General features: G+C 73.3%; 15 protein-coding genes. 10 read left to right on the forward strand and 5 right to left on the reverse strand.

Annotated elements, in window-relative coordinates; translation table 11 throughout:
- Positions 1 to 658: 3-dehydroquinate synthase family protein (locus AQI70_RS32515; RefSeq protein WP_063801637.1), on the forward strand; the 658-nt coding region annotated here is incomplete at its 5' end.
- Positions 659 to 764: 106 nt separating this feature from the next.
- Positions 765 to 1,052: a transposase gene (locus AQI70_RS40970; protein ID WP_159042718.1), complete on the forward strand. Its 288-nt coding sequence runs from the start codon at positions 765 to 767 to the stop codon at positions 1,050 to 1,052.
- Positions 1,053 to 1,236: 184 nt separating this feature from the next.
- Here the strand turns inward: AQI70_RS40970 and AQI70_RS32525 are convergent, their stop codons facing one another.
- A complete protein-coding gene (locus AQI70_RS32525) occupies positions 1,237 to 2,025 on the reverse strand; it encodes a maleylpyruvate isomerase family mycothiol-dependent enzyme (protein ID WP_062156031.1) in 789 nt (262 codons plus the stop codon).
- A 571-nt stretch (positions 2,026 to 2,596) separates the two neighbouring features.
- Here AQI70_RS32525 and AQI70_RS32530 point away from each other — a divergent pair.
- On the forward strand, positions 2,597 to 3,121 hold the full coding sequence (locus tag AQI70_RS32530) for an ATP-binding cassette domain-containing protein (protein ID WP_107117129.1): 525 nt from the start codon (positions 2,597 to 2,599) through the stop codon (positions 3,119 to 3,121).
- Here the strand turns inward: AQI70_RS32530 and AQI70_RS32535 are convergent.
- Positions 3,090 to 3,869 (reverse strand): thioesterase II family protein, encoded by a 780-nt coding sequence (locus AQI70_RS32535; RefSeq protein WP_062156033.1) that lies wholly within the window; start codon positions 3,867 to 3,869, stop codon positions 3,090 to 3,092. The genes AQI70_RS32530 and AQI70_RS32535 overlap by 32 nt on opposite strands.
- Positions 3,870 to 3,874: 5 nt before the next feature.
- Positions 3,875 to 5,308 (reverse strand): MFS transporter, encoded by a 1,434-nt coding sequence (locus AQI70_RS32540; RefSeq protein ID WP_079051568.1) that lies wholly within the window; start codon positions 5,306 to 5,308, stop codon positions 3,875 to 3,877.
- Between the two features lie 119 nt (positions 5,309 to 5,427).
- On the opposite strand from AQI70_RS32540, the gene AQI70_RS32545 reads away from it, so the two are divergent.
- Both AQI70_RS32545 and AQI70_RS32550 read left to right on the forward strand, forming a co-directional pair.
- Positions 5,428 to 5,652: a hypothetical protein gene (locus AQI70_RS32545; RefSeq protein ID WP_062156035.1), complete on the forward strand. Its 225-nt coding sequence runs from the start codon at positions 5,428 to 5,430 to the stop codon at positions 5,650 to 5,652.
- Positions 5,653 to 5,678: 26 nt separating this feature from the next.
- Positions 5,679 to 6,107, forward strand: a complete 429-nt coding sequence (locus tag AQI70_RS32550) for a hypothetical protein (RefSeq protein WP_062156036.1) — start codon at positions 5,679 to 5,681, stop codon at positions 6,105 to 6,107.
- A gap of 322 nt (positions 6,108 to 6,429) precedes the next feature.
- Here the strand turns inward: AQI70_RS32550 and AQI70_RS32555 are convergent, their stop codons facing one another.
- Positions 6,430 to 7,101, reverse strand: coding sequence for a response regulator transcription factor (locus AQI70_RS32555; RefSeq protein ID WP_037888805.1), 672 nt, complete (start codon positions 7,099 to 7,101; stop codon positions 6,430 to 6,432).
- Complete coding sequence (locus AQI70_RS32560) at positions 7,089 to 8,300, reverse strand: sensor histidine kinase (RefSeq protein ID WP_062156057.1); 1,212 nt, start codon at positions 8,298 to 8,300, stop codon at positions 7,089 to 7,091. The genes AQI70_RS32555 and AQI70_RS32560 overlap by 13 nt, the downstream gene beginning before the upstream one ends.
- A gap of 223 nt (positions 8,301 to 8,523) precedes the next feature.
- Here AQI70_RS32560 and AQI70_RS32565 point away from each other — a divergent pair, with 223 nt between their 5' ends.
- The 5 genes from AQI70_RS32565 to AQI70_RS32585 form a co-directional block, all read left to right on the forward strand.
- Positions 8,524 to 9,336, forward strand: coding sequence for an ABC transporter ATP-binding protein (locus AQI70_RS32565; RefSeq protein WP_062156058.1), 813 nt, complete (start codon positions 8,524 to 8,526; stop codon positions 9,334 to 9,336).
- A complete protein-coding gene (locus AQI70_RS32570; protein WP_062156037.1) occupies positions 9,333 to 12,086 on the forward strand; it encodes an FtsX-like permease family protein in 2,754 nt (917 codons plus the stop codon). Before AQI70_RS32565 ends, AQI70_RS32570 begins: the two co-directional genes overlap by 4 nt.
- A gap of 107 nt (positions 12,087 to 12,193) precedes the next feature.
- Positions 12,194 to 12,601, forward strand: coding sequence for a hypothetical protein (locus AQI70_RS32575; RefSeq protein ID WP_062156038.1), 408 nt, complete (start codon positions 12,194 to 12,196; stop codon positions 12,599 to 12,601).
- Positions 12,602 to 12,787: 186 nt separating this feature from the next.
- The gene (locus AQI70_RS32580) at positions 12,788 to 14,191 is read left to right on the forward strand and encodes a serine hydrolase domain-containing protein (protein ID WP_079051570.1); all 1,404 of its coding nucleotides are present in this window, start codon (positions 12,788 to 12,790) and stop codon (positions 14,189 to 14,191) included.
- An 84-nt stretch (positions 14,192 to 14,275) separates the two neighbouring features.
- On the forward strand, positions 14,276 to 18,814 hold a 4,539-nt coding region (locus tag AQI70_RS32585; RefSeq protein ID WP_159042719.1), incomplete at its 3' end, for a non-ribosomal peptide synthetase.

The raw sequence follows: 18,814 nt of genomic DNA on the forward strand, positions 1-18,814 counted from the left end.
TAAGACCGGCATCAACACGGCCGAGGGCAAGAACCTCGTGGGTGCTTTCCATCCGCCGGCGGGTGTGCTGTGTGACCTGGCGGCGCTGGAGTCGCTCCCGGTCAATGACTATGTGTCGGGTCTGGCGGAGATCATCAAGGCGGGGTTCATCGCGGATCCGCGGATCCTGGAGCTGATCGAGGCCGATCCGCAGGCCGCACGGACTCCGGCGGGTCCGCACACGGCGGAGCTGATCGAGCGGTCCATCCGGGTCAAGGCGGAGGTGGTCTCGGCGGATCTGAAGGAGTCGGGTCTGCGGGAGATCCTCAACTACGGGCACACGCTGGGTCACGCGATCGAGAAGAACGAGCGTTACCAGTGGCGGCACGGGGCGGCGGTCTCGGTGGGTATGCACTTCGCCGCCGAACTCGGCCGTCTCGCCGGGCGGTTGGACGATGCGACGGCCGACTGGCACCGCACGATCCTCGAATCGGTCGGTCTGCCGCTGCACTACCGCTACGACCAGTGGCCCAGGCTGCTGGAGACGATGAAGGTCGACAAGAAGTCCCGTGGTGATCTGCTGCGGTTCATCGTGCTGGACGGTCTGGCCAAGCCGACCGTGCTGGAAGGGCCGGACCCGGCCGTGCTCCTCGCCGCGTACGGCGAAGTCGGCCAGTAACTGATCGTTTCAGGATGGGTTGAGCTGCGGGCCCTGTGCTCGGCGACCTGGGCGGCAGGGTGTCCGTGAGCGCGCTGTTCTTGTTCCGGACGGCCTGGGGGAGCGGGTGGCTCGGCTGCTGCCGCCTGCTCGCCAGCGGCGGCGCCGCTACCCGGGTCGACTCCGTGTCCCGGACCGGGCGGCCCGCGCAGGTGTCAGGCATGTGCTGCGGACCGGTGTCGCCTGGCGCGACGTCCCCGTGGAGCCCCTGGGTTGCTCCGGGAAGGTGACGGCCTGGCGCCGGCTGCGGGACTGTCTCCAGGCCGCAGTCCGGCCGCGTCCGCACGCCGCCCCGCTGAGCGAGTTGCGCCGCGCCGACCTGCTGGGCCTGGACGACTGCGCCGTGGACGGGTGACGCGTCCATGCTCTCAAGGGGGCTGGCTTATGCCGGCCCCTCATCTGTCGACCGTGCCCGCCCCGCCGCCAAACACCACCTGGTCGTCGACCGACAAAGCCGAGCGCCGGGCGGGCGAGCGCGCCCCCGCCTGGCTGCCCCGGTTCAGACGGCTCCGCATCCCCTACGAGCGTGTCGTCATGGCTTACTCCTCCGGCTCCCAGGCCTGGAGCAGGTCGAAGAGCTTTCGGTTGCCGTCGAGCTTCAGGGAGTCCACCGGAACACGGCCGTACAGGGTGAGGACCAGGTCACTGGCCGTGCCCCGGGCTAAGGCGGTGGCCGCGTCCAGGTCCTCGGCGGCGGTGGTGGTGGGGAGACGGGTGGCCCGGGCGCCGTCGGCGGAGAGTGCGAGGCGCCAGGAGGGGCCCTCGGTGGCGTGGAAGTCGGCGGTGGCGGCCTCGTGCGGCCAGGCGCTGGTCGTCGCGCAGCAGGTGGACAGGAACTCGTCGACACCGTCGAGTGCCGCTGCGTCCGGCAGCGGCTGCGGGGCGCCCAGGGCGATCTGGGCGTCGTAGGTGTGTACCGCGACTTCCTGGAGCTGGTGCCGGGCGACGGCACCGGAGGTCTGCGGCGACTGCGACGTACCCCACCACGTCCAGCAGCCGCGATCCGGGCCGGCCTCGCGCAGTGCGCTCAGCAGCCGCTCCGTCGACTCGGCCGACCAGGCCAGCAGGGCCTCGCGCTCCCGAAGTCCGGCCGGGGCGCTCTGCGCGGCGGTCTCGGCCGGGCGAGCGTCGGCAGGCCCCGCGGCGACGGTGTCGGCCCAGCGCCGGTGTCCCCCGCCCAGATGCCGCACCAGGTCGAACAGCGTCCAGCCGGGGCAGGTCGGCACCTGCACGTCGAGGCTGGGCGCGGAGGCGACGGTGGCGCGGAACGCGACCGACCGTTCGTCGATCAGCCGCAGGAGCGCGGGGAACCCGAGTAGCTCTGTCACCCCGGATGTCTACCAGCACGCCCGGACGACCGCAGTCGATTTTCCCGGCCGGCCCGGCCCGGTCGGCCCAGCGGGCCCAGGGGGCGGCGCGTGCCATGAGCCGCATGCTCTCGGGTGACGGGGTGCCCTCCCCCCCGACCCCGCTGCGATGTTCACCGGACTTCCACCCTTCCGCCCGGGAAATGGAGGTCCGCCGAAGCGCGAAGTGCGCGCCACCTCTGCAGCGTGAAATCGGTTGTCCGGCGGCTTGGTTGAACGTTCATTCCGGCCAGATAGCGGAGCAATGGGCCGGATTTCTCTGCGTTCGCGGTTCACCCGCATTCCAAGCCCGTGCTGATCCCCGCGAGTCAGAAAACGATTACTGCGCCTGGCTCTGCCCGAGGTACAGCTGTCTCCACGCTTGATGGGTAGTTGGCTGAACCCGGCATTCTCCTGTGAACCTTCTGTTGACGGCCCTGCGCGGGCGGTACGTTATGGGCGTCGAATGCCGTTCCGGCATTCCGTGCTTCCCTCCGTATCGGAGGGGGCACACGTCAATCCACGCTGAGGTGCGAGCATGGGGCGGGGCTGCATGGAAGAGTCATCCGAGGAAGGCGACGAGATCGTTATTCTTGAGGACGCGGTCAAGACGTACGAAAATTTGATCGATTCCGCGTCGGGCATTCGCGGTGTGAACCTCGTGTTACGGAAAGGGAGATTTCTGGCGGTGATGGGGCCCGAGGAATCGGGCAAGGCAACTTTGTTGCGATGCCTCGCCGGACAGGTCCGGCTGACCGCCGGCACCCTGTGGCGCGACCCCGAGGCCGCCGACGCCGTGCTGTGCCGGGGCGCACTGGACGAGCGGGCTCTCGCCGGGCCGCCCCGGCTCTTCCTCGTCGACGGCGCCGAGCCGGCGCACTGCGCGCTGCTGCGGGACGCCGTCGACGACGGCCGCGCGGTGGCCGCCGTGGTGACCACCGAGGACGTGACGGCAGCCGCCGCCGCGGACGCCGTGCTGTTCCTGCACCAGGGTCGCGTCGTCGACATGGTGGCCGGCGCGAACCCCGAGCGGATCCGGGAGTGCCTCAGCTGGTTGGGCGGGGAACAGGAGTCGTGAGCCTGCGGGCGACCAGATCGAGCAGCGCGGCAGGCTGGTGCAGGAAGAAATGGTCGCCCTCGAGCTCGAACGACTCGAAGGAACCCGTCGTGTGCCGCGCCCACAGCCGCACCTCGTCGTGCCCGGCCTCGGGATCGGTCGAGCCGGCGAACGCGGTGACCGGCGTGGACACTTGGGCCTCGGCAGGCGGCACGGAGTCCTCGGCCAGGGCGAAGTCGGCCCGGATCATGGGCAGGAGGAGCTGTAGCACCTCCTCGTTGGCGAGCACTTCGGGCGGAGCACCGTTCATCTCCCGTATCTCCGCGACCAGTTGCTCGTCGGGAAGTTCGTGCCGCAGCACCCTGCTGTGCTGCGGCGCGCACCCCGCCAGGAACAGACGGCTCGGCGTCGGCGCCCCCACGGCGGCCAGATGGCGGGCGAGAGCGAACGCGATCTGGCCGCCCATGCTGTGGCCGAAGAACGCGAACGGCTTGTCGAAGACGGGCGCCAAGTGCTCGGCGAGCGCCGCCACCAGAGCGTCGGCGCGGGTGAACGCGGGCTCGCTGTAGCGTTCCTCGCGGCCCGGCAGCAGCACCGGGCACACCTCGATCCCGTCGTCCAGGTGGGTGTGCCAGTTGCGGAAGATGCTGGAACCGCCGCCCGCGTACGGGAAGCAGAAGAGCCGGACCGCGGCGTCGGGCCGGGCCGGCCTGGCTACCGTCCACCGTGGGGCGGTCCGGGCGCGCGAGCGGGACTGTTGCTGGGTCATGCCTGTCACCTTTCCGGGGTGTCCGTGGCGGGAGTGGGAGTGAGCGCGGGCTCGGCCGGTGCCTCGCCCGTCACCTGGGTGAAGGAGCGCAGGGCCGGGCTGAGTGCCGCGCCGACGCCGGCCAGCAGCAGGGCGCCGGCGCAGCCGAGCACGGCGCCGCGCCAGCCGACGGTCTCGACGAGCGTGCCGCCCAGCAGCGGCCCCGCCGCGCCCGCGACCCCGCCGGTGAGTCCGAGCGCGGCACTGACCCGCCCGCGCAGCCGGTCGGGCGTCGACGCCATCTGGTAGGTCACCACGGCCGTCTGCACGGTCGGGGCGAGGAAGGCGATCACGCCGAGCACGGCGCCGAACAGCAGGGCGTCGGCCGTCGTGGCCAGCAGCGGGGTGAGGGCGGTGCTCACCCAGGCCAGCACCAGGATCGCGGTCCTCGGCGTCATCAGGCGCTGGAACCGAGGGGCGAGCAGCGCTCCGGCGAGCCCGCCCGCCCCGGTCAGCACGCCGATCAGGCCGATCTGCCCGGTGGGCACCCCGGCACGCTCGGCGGCGGCCAGCACGATCAGGTTCAGGGCGTTGAAGCAGATGCTCGCCATGACCGCGACCAGCAGGCTCGCGCGGATGACTGGGTTGCGGGCGATCCAGCGGACCCCCTCACCGACCTCGTGCACCAGGGAGCGCCGTTCGGACGGCGGACGGTGCGCCTTGATACGGGTGCACAGGATGAGCAGACCCGACAGCGCGTACGTCAGCGCGTTCGCCAGGAACGGCAGTGCGCGGTGGGCGCTGAAGAGCAGACCGCCGATGCCGGGACCGGCCAGCGTGGCGACGTAACTGCGGGCGGCGGTCACCGCCACCGCCGTCGACAGCTGGCTCTTGTCCACCACTTGGGGGAGTACGGCCTCCTCGGCCGGCGCGAACAGCGCGGCGGCCACCCCGTCGACGATGGCGACCAGCAGCACCAGGCCGAACCCGGCCGAGTCCCGCAGCAGGGCCAGCGCGAGGGCGGTGATCACCGGCAGCCGGGCCAACTCGCACCAGAGCATGACCCGTCGGCGGTCCCAGCGGTCCGTCAGGGCCCCGGCCGGGACCAGGACGACGAGCCGGGTGACGGCGCTCAGGGCGCTGGCCGCACCGGCCTGGACCGCGGAACCGGTCAGGGCCAGCACCAGCAGCGGCAGGGCGAACACCGAGATCTGGGCGCCGAGTTCGGACAGAACCTGACTTGACCACAACAGGTTGTAGTTTCTGTTGCGGAACAGCGGCGTGGGTGCTTGAGGAGTTTCCAGCGTCGCTGTCCTTCCTGTGCGCGGGCCCGTACGGCCAGGTGCATGCTGGCATCGCCGCCCGCGGCCGGACAGGGCTTTAAACCACGCGTCAAACGCGCTGGTGGCAGCGGTTCGGGCAGGCCGTCGGCCGGTGCGGAACCAGCAATGGTGGTGCAGGCTTCACCCCGGTTCGGGTGCGCGGTGTACTGCCCGCAACCCCGCGGCCGGGCAGCATGGAGGAGACGGCGCGGCGGGGCCGCGTGACGCGACGAGCACGGAGTGGAGTGGGAGTTCTCATGGCACGTTCGACCGACTACGACGAGGAGCGCGCCTCCCGGAAGGCCAGGGGAGCGTGGTACGTGCCGCCACTGCTGGTGTTCTTCGTGGGCGCCATGCTCACGTCCGTGGTCTCGCACGCCGTGGACGGCGGTACCTACACCGCCGTCATGAGCGCGGGATTCGCCCTCGACGCACTCGCGGTGATCTGGGCGGTCGTCCGCTGGCGGCGATCCGCGAGCTGAGAAAGCACTCAGGGAGAGAATGCAGAATGAAGTCGTCACTGGGCATGCGGACGCGCTTATCGGAAAGGCGCCGGAGGTTCGCCGGGATCCTGGCCGGCGGAATCATCGCCGTCCCGGCCACCCTCGGCCTGACCGCCTGTGATTCCGCGCAGGACGCGCTGGATCGGGGCGACATGTGCCTCAACATTCTGGACATCGCGCTTTTCGACCCCAACCCGTCGAGCGCGGACGAGGCCCGTAAGGACGTCCGTGAACGCGCCGACAAGATTGACGAGATCGCCGAAAAGGCCTCCGACGACAAACTGCGGGACGCCGCGGAGCAGACCGCGAAGGAACTGCGGGACGCCGCCGACGACGATCTGGATGCGGGATCGGTCTCGGAGTACGTGTCACAGCAGAACGACCGGCTGAAGGCACTGCGCAAGACGTGCTCCGATCTCGGTGACTTCGGCTGACACGCACCACCGCAGAGCCGGGAGTCCGGGGTCCCGGAAGACATCCCCCGCACCGTGGAGTTCGGATTCCCCCAAGGGCGTCCGGGGCCGGCGCCCCGGACGCCCTTTCTGCTTCCCGGCCGCTGCCCGGCGGCGCCTAGGCCCTGTCGTTTGGATCAGCCCGGCGTCGCGGGGTCTGGTGCGCACATCTGCCGCGTTGTCGTCAGTCGCCATGGCTCCGCCATGACTCCCTCCTCCGCCTTGCAGCTGCACGCACCAGACCCCGCTCGGGTCGCCCGGAAGGCACCGCACCTCACAGCCGACCTGATCCAAACGACAGGACCTACCGGGACGCCTCGCCGGAGATGTCGTTGCCCAGGTACGCGAGGACCGCCAGAACCCGGCGGTGGACGCTGGTGCCCTCCGCGGGCAGGTTCAGCTTGTCGAAGATGCCCCGGATGTGCTTGCTGACGGCCCGCTCCGTGACGAAGAGCCGTTCCGCGATGGCCGCGTTGGCCAGCCCCTGGGCCATCAGCTCCAGCACCTCGTGCTCGCGCGCCGTCAGCCCCTCCAGCGACCGGGTCGACGCCCTCTGCTGGATGATCTCGTTGACCACCTCGGGATCGAGGGCGGTGCCGCCCTCGCTGATGCGCTCCAGGGCCTCCAGGAACTGCTCCACCCGGCCGACCCGGTCCTTGAGCAGATAGCCGACCCCGCGGGCGCCCAGGGCCAGCAGCTCCGCGGCGTAGGCCTGTTCGACGTACTGCGACAGCACCAGGATGGGCAGCTCGGGGAACTCCTGCCGGGCCGCGACGGCCGCGCGCAGGCCCTCGTCGCGGAAGCTCGGCGGCAGTCGCACGTCCAGGACCGCCGCGTCCGGCTCGGTGCGGCGCAGGGTCGGCATGATCTCGGGTCCCGATGCGCACGTGGCCACCACCTCGTGGCCGTTGCGGGTCAGCAGCAGCGTCATGCCCTCCCGGAGTAATGCGTTGTCCTCCGCGATCAAGATCCGCATGGCAGCTCCACCTTCATCCTCGTCGGCCCCCCGGGAGGGCTCGTGATCTCGGTCGTGCCGTCGAGCGCCGCGACCCGTCGGCGTATGCCGAGCAGCCCGCTTCCGCCGTGTTCCTCAGCCCCGCCGCGCCCGTTGTCGGTCACGACGACCTGCAGCGACCCGTCGGCCCGGGTGAAGCGTACTGAGGCCTGGGTCGCCCCACTGTGCTTGCGGATGTTCGTCAGACACTCCGCGATCACGAAGTACACCGCGGCCTCCACGGCCGCCGGCAGCCGGTGACCGTTCTCCACGGCCGCCAGGTTCATCTCGACCGGGATGTCAGCGGACACCGCGAGCGTGCGCACCGCTCCGGCCAGACCGCGGTCGGTGAGGACCGGGGGATGCACCGTACGGACGATGCCCCGCAGCGCCGCGAGCGTGGCGTCGATCTCCTCCTGGGCCTCGTCGAGCCACTCCGTCGCGGCATCCGGGTCGTTCCGCACCTGCTGGCGCGCGAGCCCGATGCGCATGGACAGCGCCACCAGCTGGGCCTGCACCCCGTCGTGCAGATCGCGCTCGATGCGGCGCAGTTCGGCGCTGTGGGCCTCCATGGCGCCGGCCCGGGACTCGGACAGCTCCGCGACACGTTGGCCGAGTTTCGTCGAGGCCGACGGCTTGAGCAGCGCCGCCGTCCACCGGGCCTGGGCGTCCGCCAGGATCTCGAACACGGGCAGCAGCAGCGCCCGAGGGGGTTCGGGAGCGGGGTCGAAGGGCGCGGTGTCCCTGCGCTCCAGCGACCGGCGGACCGCGGCCGCGGTGCCGTCGACGAGCAGCGTCAGGGGCCACAGGACCAGCACGACCGCGCTGAAGCCGAGGATGCTGACGGTCGCGAAGGGTAACCAGAGCGCGTCGCGCCAGGTACCGGGGTCGGTGAGCGCCAGCCGCACCCGGTCGCTGGGCGAGCCGTCCAGCGGCAGGTACAGCTCCGGGATCGGCTTGCCCAGCCAGCCGCCGGCCCGGACGCGTTCGTATCCGGCGAACCGGCGCAGTATGCGCACGATCTCCGGCCAGGCCGGCGCGCCGATGACGAACAGCGTGAAGAACACCCCGATCGGGACCGCGAAGCAGCCCAGGAACGCGGCCATGGCCACCGGAACGCCGAAGAACAGGTGGCAGGACGCCTGCCAGGACCGCCGCAGCTGGGAGGAGAAGTACGCCATGAAAGCACGGTAGTTGGCGGTGCGGCCCGCGGGCGGTGTGCCCATCTCCCCAGACCCCGGTGGTGCTGGCTGAACCCGGGAATGGGTGGGCGCTCCATCGTGCCGCCCCGGGGCCCGGACCTACAGTCGCCACAGGTGGAGGATCCCTCCCTCGCATCCCCCGAAGGACGAGGCGAGGCAGGTGAACGACACGGTCGGTGACCGCGACCTGGAAGGCGAATCAATGTCACTTCGCATGGGGAGAAGGACCCCTACGCCCGCCGGCCCGACGCGGGCGGCAGGCCGCGACACGGCGGGCGCCCACGCGCTCACCCTCGACTCCGTCACCCGGCGCTACTGGCGCGGTGGGAAGGACTTCCACGCGCTGGAGGACGTGAGCATGGAAGTGCCGCAGGGTCATTTCCTGGCGGTCATGGGCCGCTCCGGCTCCGGCAAGACCACGTTCCTGCAGTGCGCCGCCGGGCTCGACCAGCCCACCTCGGGCACGGTGTGGATCGGCGACACCGACCTGTCCCGGCTGTCCGAGGCGGCGTTGACCCGGCTGCGCAGGGACCGGATCGGCTTCGTCTTCCAGTCCCTGAACCTCGTACCGTCGCTCACCGTCGGCGAGAACACCGCCCTGCCGCTGCTGCTGCGCGGCATGAACCCCCAGGACCCCGCGGTGCGGGAGCGCTCCCTGAAGGTGCTGGACGCCGTCGGACTGGCCGACCGCGCGGACGACTCGCCGTTACGGCTGTCGGGCGGCCAGCAGCAGCGCGTGGCCATCGCCCGGGCCCTGGTCACCGACCCCGCCGTGATCTTCGCCGACGAGCCGACCGGGGCACTCGACCCGGTCACCGCCCGCGAGGTCCTGCAACTGCTGCGCCAGGCCGTGGACGTGTCGGGGCACACCGTGGTGATGGTGACCCACGACCCGCAGGCCGCCGCCTGGACCGACGAAGCGATCTTCATCGAGGCGGGACGCATCGTCGCCCGAGAGGAGCGCCCCGGTCCGGAGACCGTGGCCCGGCGGCTCGCCCAGCTCGGGGAGCGATGACCGTGGCCGTCGACACCCGGCAGCCCGCAGGCCGCACCCCGGCCCGGGAACGGCACGGAGAGTCGGTGGGGCGCGTCCAGCGCACCGCCCACTTCCTCGCCCGCCGCTCCATGCGTCTGCACCGCAAGGCCTGGGCCGCCGTGTTCGCGGCCCTCGTGCTCACCGCACTGCTCCTGGGCAGCTTCGCCCTCGCCACCCTCTCGGCGTTCGTGGGGCACGCCCACGTCGAGCGGTACGCCGCCACCACGGCGGTGGTCGCCGCCGACCAGAGCACCCGGTACCGGGCCAAGCCGTGGGGCGACCCGCCGACCACCGTGACCCAGTCGCTCACCGAACGCGTCCGCGTCCCGGCCGACGTCGTGGACCGGCTCGCCAAGGTACCCGGCGTCCGCGCCGCCATCCCGGACAGCAGCTTCCCGGTCGCGCTCGCCGGCCCCGACGGCCGGGGCGTACCGGGACCGGACAGCGACTCCGGCACCGCGCCCGTGTACGGCCACGGCTGGCCTACGGCGGCACTCGCCCCGTTCACCCTGCGGGCGGGCAAGGCTCCCTCCGCGGCGCGGCAGGTGGCGATCGACGGCGACCTGGCCGCGCGCGCGGGGGTCGGCACCGGCGACCGGATCCGGCTGCAGACGCTCGGCGCACCGGCCGAGTACGTCGTCTCCGGCATCGTCGCCCCCGACGGCGAGGCCGACGACACCGGCCTCGCCCACCAGGGCGCCGTCTTCTTCACCGAGGACCAGGCCGTCCGGCTGTCCGGCCACCCCGGCACCGTGGACGCCATCGGCGTGCTCGCCGCGGACGGCGTGAGCGTGCACCAGCTCTACCCCGAGCTGCGCAAGGCCCTCGACGGCGCGGAGCCGGCGCGGGACGCCGTCGCCGACAGCCGGGACCGGCAGGACTCCTCCCGGCTGCGGGTGCTGACCGGCAACGGGCGCGGCCAGGCCGAGTTCCTGGAGGCGGCGCCGAGCCGGGCCAGCCTGCTCAACCTGCTGGCCATGCTGTGCGCGACCGTCATCATGATCGCCGTGCTCGTGGTGGCCGGCACCGTCAGCCAGGCGGTGCACCAGCGGGCCCGTGAACTGGCGCTGCTGCGCGCCGTCGGGGCGACGCCCTGGCAGCTGCGGGTGACGGTGGGCCGGGAGGTGACCGGAGTCGCCACCACGGCCGCCGTGCTCGGCGCGGTGGGCTCCCTCCCGGTCTTCCTGATGCTGCTGTGGATGCTGCGCGACCGGGGCGCCGTCCCCGTCGGGCTCGACCTCCCGGTCCTGCCGTGGATGTTCGCCACCCCCGTGCTGACGGCCGTCCTCACCCTGGTCGTCGCCCGGGTCTCGGCCGCCCTGGCGTGCGGACGCATCGCCAAGATCCGTCCCGCGCAGGCCCTCGGCGAGGCCGCGAGCGAACCCGGGCAGCCCGGCCGCGGCCGTACCGTCACCGGCCTCGTCGTCCTCTTCGCCGGCCTCAGCTCCGCGGGCACCGCGGCGCTGCAGTCGGGCGAACTGGCCGCCATGGCCGCGGGCAGCGCGGCCCTCGCCCTGGTGATCGCCTGCGCGCTGCTCGGCCCGTGGATCGCCCGCGGAGCCATGCGCCTGCTCGCACCGCTCACCCGGCGGCTGGGCGGCGCCGGCGGCTACCTCGCCGCCGCGTCGACCACGGCGAACTCGCGCCGGCTGGGCGCGGCCATCACCCCGGTCGTCCTGGTGGTCGCCTTCGTGGGCGTCCAGCTCGCGGCGGGCGCCACCATGGACCACGAGGGCAGCGCCCAGGCCCGGCAGGCGATGCGCGCCGACCTCGTGGTGACCACCGAGGAGGCCGGACTGCCCGCCGAGGCCGCGCGGGACGTGGCCGCCGTGCCGGGTGTCGAGGCCGCCACGGGCGCCCTCCACAGCACGGTCGTGCTCGCCCGGCGAGAGGCCGGTGACCCCGTGCTGGAGCGGCTCCCGGTGGTGGGCGTCACGCCCGGCGCCCTGCCCGCGACGCTCGATCCCGACGTCACCTCCGGATCCCTGCGGGACCTGCGCGAGGGCACCGTGGCGGTGGGCGCCGCCCGGGCCGACTCGCTGGACGTGAAGGTCGGCTCCAAGGTCCGGCTGCGCTATGGCGACGGCGTCGTCGCCTCGCTGCGGGTGGTGGCGGTCTACGAACGCAACCTCGCGCTCGGTGACTTCCTGTTCGCGCGGGACGCGCTGGCCCCCCATGTGTCCGCCCCCCTGGACACCCGCGTCCTGGCCCGGGTCGCCCCGGACGCCGACCGGGACGCCGTACAGCGGGCGGTGCGCGAGGCACTGTCCGGTGCCGCGCTCGACGTACAGGTGGCCGCGAACCCGAGCCCGGAGCACCTGCGGTCCGAGGACCGGGGCGTGAGCCAGGTGCTCACCACCGTGGCCGTCGGCGTCGTCGGCGGGTTCACCGTCATCGCCGTCCTCAGCACCCTGGTGCTGATCCTGATCGGACGCCGGCAGGAGCTGGTGCTGCTCCGGCTGGTGGGCGCGGGGCGACGCCAGGTCAGGCGGATGCTGCGGGTCGAGGCGGCGATAGTGATCGTCACCGGACTGGTGGTCGGCGCGCTGGCCGCGCTGATCCCCCTCACGGCGTTCAGCCTGTCCGTCACCGGATCCCTGCCCTACCTGCCGCCGGTCCAGGCGGGGGCCATCGTCCTGGTCGTCGTCGTGACCGTGGCCGCGGGCATCCTCCTGCCCGCCCGCCCGGCGCTGCGCCGACGGCGCCCGGCGGCGCTGCAGCGGCCCTGACCGCAGATCCGCCGCCCCGTCAACAAAGGCCGTGCGAGGGCCGGTTGGGCGGGGCAGGATCGAACGCGACGCGACAGAAACGCAACAGAGATCGAGGAGCCGCACCCATGGCCCGTATCGCCGCAGTCCTGCTCACCCTGGTCGGAGCGGCGGCGCTGGTGCTCAGCGCCTTCCAGCCCTGGTACGAGGGGCGGGAGCCGCGCGAGGTGGCGCTGACGGACCTGTTCACCGGCCTGGAGCCCGCCGCGGCCGGCGGCGCCGCCACCTCCATGCTGCTGCCGCTGGTCGCCGTGGCCGCCGTCGCCGTGCTCGGCCTGCTCGTCCGGTCCCGGGCCGTGCTGGCCGTGGCCTGCGTGGCGGGCCTGGCGACGGGGATCCTGTGGACCGTGCAGCAGATCCGTGCGGTGGCTCCCGTCGCCTTCGAGGTGACCGAGGTGCAGCGCGGGCTGTGGAACGCCGGTGGCGGGGTTCTGGCGCTGGTGATCGCCGCCATCGTGCTGCCGCCGCGGACCTGACGGCCCGCGCGTGACGTGGGCGCCTCCCGCCGGGCCGCCGTCGGCGTCCGACCGGCGCGGCGCCCACGGACTGCGTGTTTGCGACAGAGCTAAATCTCCTGTTCGATTTGGCCCCGCTCGCCGAGGATTTCCCCCGGGCGGTGCGCCGCGAGACGGCATCCGAACACCGCCTTCCATGGAATACCCATGCGACTGGGGAGGCGGGGTTCGTCCGTGTCTGGCACACCGACGAGAACATGGCCCGAAACGTGCCCTGACCGGGACACGGTGAAAGAACTCGCGGAAAGCTGCGATGTGGTCGGCGGCCAATTGGCCGTCCTCCATCGGGGCGCCCTGACCACCTGGGCATTCGGCACCGAGGAATACGAAACCGGGCGGCCGGTCGGCGACCATTCCCTTTTCGCCTACGGGTCGGTGACCAAGGCGTTCACGGCGGCCCTGCTGCTGCAACTCGTCTCCGACGGTGACCTGGACCTGGACCGTCCGATCGGCAGCCGGATGCCGGCCCGCCGGCCCGCCGCCCAGGGCGTGTCCGCCGCCACCCCACGCATGCTCCTCAGCCACACCGCGGGCCTGCCCTCCGACCACGACGACGAGCGGGCGCGCAGCCTGCGGGACTGGTACGAGGGCTTCCTGGACCGCGCCGGCACCCACCCGGCGGGGTGGCCGGCGCGCGGGGCGTTCTCGTACTCCAACGTCGGCTACGGCATCGCCGGCCGCCTCATCGAGACCGTGACCGAGCTGTCGTGGTGGGAGGCCCTGCGGAGCTACCTGCTCGAACCGCTCGGCACCGGGGTCCGGCTGCTCGGCGGCACCCCCCTCGATCCCGGCCCCAACCCCGCGCCCTGCGGGCACCGCACCCGCACCGGCGCCGACGGCAACCCGGTCGTGCACGCCGTCCCGGCACGGACCGACGCCGGATCCATGGCCGCCGGCGGTCTCGCCGGCAGTGCCACGGACCTGGTGCGCTTCGCCCGGCTGCACCTGGCCCGGCCGGCGGACCGGGACCACGCGGACCTCGTCGACCCGGACGTACTGCGCGAGATGGGCCGCCCGGTGCCCGGACCGGGTCCCTACGGGCTGGCCCACTCCTGGGGCGCGGGACTGGGCCTGTTCGGCCGTCCCGGCAGCCTCTGGCTCGGCCACGACGGGGCCCTGGACGGCACCACCTGCCATCTGCGCATCCGCCCCGACGACGGCACGGTGGTCGCCCTGACCACCAACTCCGCGACGGGAGTGCGGCTGTGGGACGCGCTGGTGCAACGGCTGCGCGACGGCGGGATCGACGTGGGCGTACACGAACCGGAGGTCCCGCCGGCGGTGTCCGCGGCGCGGTTCGCGGAATGCGCGGGGACGTACCGCAACGGCGACCTCACCGTCGATGTCGTCGTCGCGTCCGACGGAATGACGCTACGGCTGCCGGGCGGTCTGTCCGAGCACCTCGTGCCCCGCGCCGGCGGCGTATTCAGCTCGGTGGGAACCGAATTCCCCGCCACGCTCGGACGATTCGTCAAGGACCGCACGACGGGCCGTATTCAGGCCCTCCAATACAGCGGGCGCACCCTGCTGAGGGAACTTCGCCCGACGTGAGCACCGACGAACCGGCGCAGCGGAACCGGGCAGTTGGATATTCCTTTTCCATTCGGCGTTTTCTGGGTTTTCTGGGGTCTCGCAATGAAGTCTGACAGCAGCACTCACCAGCAGGTCCGGCAGCCGTCCGGCGGCGTCACCCTGCACGGCCTGTTCGAGGCGCAGGCGGCACGACGCCCCGCCCACCCGGCCGTGGAGTGCGGCACGACGGTGCTGACATACGGCGAGGTGGACCGCCGCGCCAACCGGCTGGCCCACCGGCTGGCCGAGCTGGGCGTCGGCCCGGAGACCCGGGTCGGCGTGTGCCTGGAGCGGGGCCCGGACCTCCTGGTCGTCCTGCTGGCCATCCTCAAGGCCGGCGGCGCCTACCTCCCCCTCGACCCCGGCTACCCCTCGGACCGGCTGGAGTTCATGGTCGCCGACGCGGACGTCCGGCTCGTCGTCAGCAGCCGCGAGGCCGCCAACCGCCCGGCCGGCGACCCCGCCGTCCTGCTGCTCGACGGCCCCGCCGGCCTGGACACCTCCCACCCCGACACCCCGCCCCGGGTGACGGTCCTGCCCGACAACACCGCCTACGTCCTGTTCACCTCGGGCTCCACCGGCCGCCCCAAGGGCGTCGCCGTCACCCACCGGGGCATCCCGCACCTCGGCGCCGCGCACGCCTCGGCTCTCGCCATCGACGGCGACAGCCGCGTGCTTCAGTTCGCCTCGCCCAACTTCGACGTCTCCATCGCCGACATCGTGCAGACCTGGTACGCGGGCGCGACCCTGGTGCTGCCCTCCCGGGCCACCCAGACCGTCGGCGACGCCCTGGCCGAGCTGCTGGCCGACGCGGCGATCACCCACGCCATGATCCCGCCCTCGGTGCTGGCCACCGTCCCGCCCACCCCGCTGCCCGGCCTGCGCGCCCTGGCCACCGGCGGCGAGCCCTGCCCGCCCGAGGTGGTGGCCCGGTGGGCCGCCGGCCGGCGCATGTTCAACGCCTACGGCCCCACCGAGGCGACCGTGACGGCGACCATGAACGGGCCGCTGGCCACCGACCTCGGCCAGGCGCCCGGCATCGGGCGGCCCGTGGACGGCGTACGGGTCCTCGTCCTCGGCGAGCAGCTGCGCCCCGTGCCCGACGGCGAGGTCGGCGAACTGTGCATCGCGGGCGAAGGAGTGGGCCGCGGCTACGTCAACCGGGCCGCCCTGACCGCCGAGCGGTTCGTGGCCGACCCGTACGGCGAGGCGGGCTCGCGGATGTACCGCACCGGCGACCTCGCCCGCCGACTGCCCGACGGCACCTTCGAGTTCGTGGGCCGGGCCGACGACCAGGTCAAGATCCGCGGGCTGCGCGTCGAGCTCGGCGAGATCGAGACCGCCCTCACCGAACACGAGGCCGTGCTCCAGGCCGTGGTCGTCCTCCGCAAGGACCAGGGGCCCGGCCGGCTCGTCGCCTACTACGTGCCCGCCGACACCGCCCGCCCGCCCGGCCACCAGACCCTGCGGCACCACCTGACCGGCCGGCTGCCCGCCCACATGGTGCCCGCGGCCCTCGTCCCGCTGGACCGCTTCCCCCTCACCCCCAACGGCAAGGTCGACCGCGCGGCCCTGCCCGCCCCCGAGGCGCCCGCCGGGCCCGGCACCCACGCGCACACCGAGCCGCGCGACGAGACCGAGCGTGCCCTCGCCGCCATCTGGGCGGAGCTGCTCCCGGTGGAGCGGATCGGCGTGCACGACGACTTCTTCGCCGCCGGCGGCGACTCCATATCCGCTCTGCGCACCGCCTTCCAGGTGGAGCGACGCCTCGGCGTCCCCCTCGAAGCCGCCGCCCTCTTCGACCACCCCACCGTCGAACGGCTCGCCGCCCAACTGCGCACCCTCGCCCGGCAGCAGACTCCGCAGCGGCCCGCCATCACCCCCGTCCCCCGCGGGCAGCGGCTGCCGCTGTCCGCCGCCCAGCAGCGCCTGTGGTTCCTCGACCGCCACGAACCGGGCTCGGCCGCCTACAACTGCGCCACCGGGCTGCGGCTGCACGGCAGCGTCGACCCCGAGGCGCTCGGCGCCGCGCTGACCGCCCTGGTCGCCCGGCACGAGCCGCTGCGCACCTCCTTCCCCGAGGAGGACGGCACCCCGGCCCAGATGATCGCCGAACCCGGTACCGTGCGCGTCCCCGTGCCCGTCGAGGACCTCACCGCCCGGACCCCGGCCGAACGCGACCGGGCACTGGACCGGCTGCTGCGCGCCGAGGTCGGCGCCCCCTTCGACCTCGCCACCGCGCCGCTGCTGCGGGCACGCCTGGTGCGCACGGCGCCCGAGGAGCACCTGCTGGTCCTGACGGCCCACCACATCGCCGCCGACGCCTGGTCGATGGAGGTGCTCACCCGCGAGCTGGGCGCGCTCTACGCCGCCACGCTGCGGGACCCGAACGCCCGGCCCGACGCCCTCGCCACGGCCGCCGGGCTCGCCGAACTCCCCCTCCAGTACGCCGACTTCGCCGCCTGGCAGCGCGCCCTGCAGGACACCCCGGAGGTGGAGGAGCAGCTCGCCCACTGGAAGCGGGTCCTGGACGGCGCGGTCCCCCTGGAGCTGCCCGCCGACCGGCCGCGCCCGCCGGTGCGCACCTCGGCCGGCGACCGTGTCCTGTTCACCGTGCCCGCCGGCACCGCACGCCGGCTGACCGAGCTGGGCCGTACCGCGGGCGGCACGCTGTTCACCGCGCTCACCGCCGGTGTGCAGCTCTTCCTCGCCCGGCTCACCGGACAGCGCGACATCGTCCTCGGCACCGTCGACTCCGGCCGCCTGCGGGCCGAACTCGCCGACCTGGTCGGCTTCTTCGTCGACACCCTCGCCCTGCGCGCCGACGTCGACGAGTCGCTGACCTTCGCCGAGTTCGTCGCCCGCGGCCGACGGACCGCGGCCGACGCCGTCGCCCACAGCCTGGTCCCCTTCGACCGGGTCGTGGACGCCGTCCTGCCCGGGCGCGACCCGAGCATCCCGCCGCTCGTGCAGGTCATGCTCGTGCTCCAGAACGTGCCCGGTGGCGTTCCCGAGCTGCCCGGGATCCGCGTCGAGGAGGCCGTCCTGCCCCGGGAGGCCGCCCTGTTCGACCTCACCCTGGAGTTCTGGCCGGGCGACGACGGCTCGCTCACCGCCTCCGCCGAGTACAACACCGACCTCTTCGACCGCGGCACCGTCGAGCGCTTCGCGGGCCATCTGCGCACCCTGCTCGCCGCACTCGCCGAGACCCCGGACCGCCCCATGGCCGACGCCGCCCTCCTGACCGACCGGCAGCGCCGCCGGGTGCTCCAGGAGTGGAACACCGCCGAGCGGGGCGTGGCGCCGGCCACCCTCACCGACCTGTTCGCCCGCCAGGTCGCGCGCACCCCCGACGCCGTCGCCGTCCACCAGGCCGACACCCGGCTCACCTACGCCGACCTGGACGCCCGTGCCAACCGGCTGGCCCACCATCTGCGCGAGCGGGGCGTGCGCACCGGCGACCGCGTCGGCCTCTCCCTGCCCCGCGGCACCTCCCTGATCGTCGCCCTGCTCGGCATCCTCAAGGCGGGGGCCGCCTATGTGCCCGTGGACCCCGCGTACCCCGTCGCCCGCCAGGAGTTCATGCTCGACGACTCCGAGGCCGTACTCCTGGTCACCGACGCGGCCGGCGGCCGGCGGCTCGGCACCGACCGGCGCCCCCTCGTCCTCGTCGACACCGACCGCCAGGCCGTCGAGGCCGCCCCGGCGGGACCGGTCGACGCCGGCCTCACCCCCGACCACGGCGCCTACGTCATCTACACCTCCGGCTCCACGGGCACGCCCAAGGGCACCCTCACCCCGCACCGGGCCATCGACCGCGTGGTGCGCCACACCCCGTACATCGAGCTCACGCCGCAGGACGTCGTCGCGCAGGCCGCGTCCGTCTCCTTCGACGCCGCCACCTTCGAGATCTGGGGAGCCCTGCTCAACGGGGCGACGCTGGCCCTGGCCCCGGCCGGCGTCCTGGACCCGCCCGAGCTGCGGGAGTTCCTCACCACCCACGGCGTCACCACGCTCTGGCTGACCGCCGGGCTCTTCCACGAGGTGGTGGACGCCGACATCGAGGCCCTCGCCGGACTGCGCCACCTGCTGGCCGGCGGCGACGCCCTCTCCCCGCGGCACTGCCGCGCCGTCCTCGAACAGCTTCCCGGCACCACCCTCATCAACGGCTACGGCCCCACCGAGACCACCACCTTCGCCGCGGCCGGAGCCCTGCGCCCGGCCGACCTGGCCCGCGAGACCGTGCCCCTCGGCGGCCCGATCGGCGACACCCGGCTCTACGTCCTGGACGACCGCCTGCGCCCGGTCGCCCCCGGAGTCGGCGGCGAGCTCCACATCGCGGGCGAGGGCCTCGCCCACGGCTACGTCAACCGGGCCGCCCTGACCGCCGAGCGGTTCGTGGCCGACCCGTTCGGCGAGCCCGGCGGCCGTATGTACCGCACCGGCGACCGCGTGCGCTGGACCGCCGACGGAAGCCTGGAGTTCCTCGGCCGGGGCGACGGACAGGTCAAGATCCGCGGCTTCCGCGTGGAGGTCGGTGAGATCGAGTCCGCCCTCGCCGACCACCCGAAGGTCGCGCAGGCCGTGGTGACGGCCGTGGCC

The organism is Streptomyces curacoi, from assembly GCF_001513975.1.
Classification (GTDB): Bacteria; Actinomycetota; Actinomycetes; order Streptomycetales; family Streptomycetaceae; genus Streptomyces; species Streptomyces curacoi.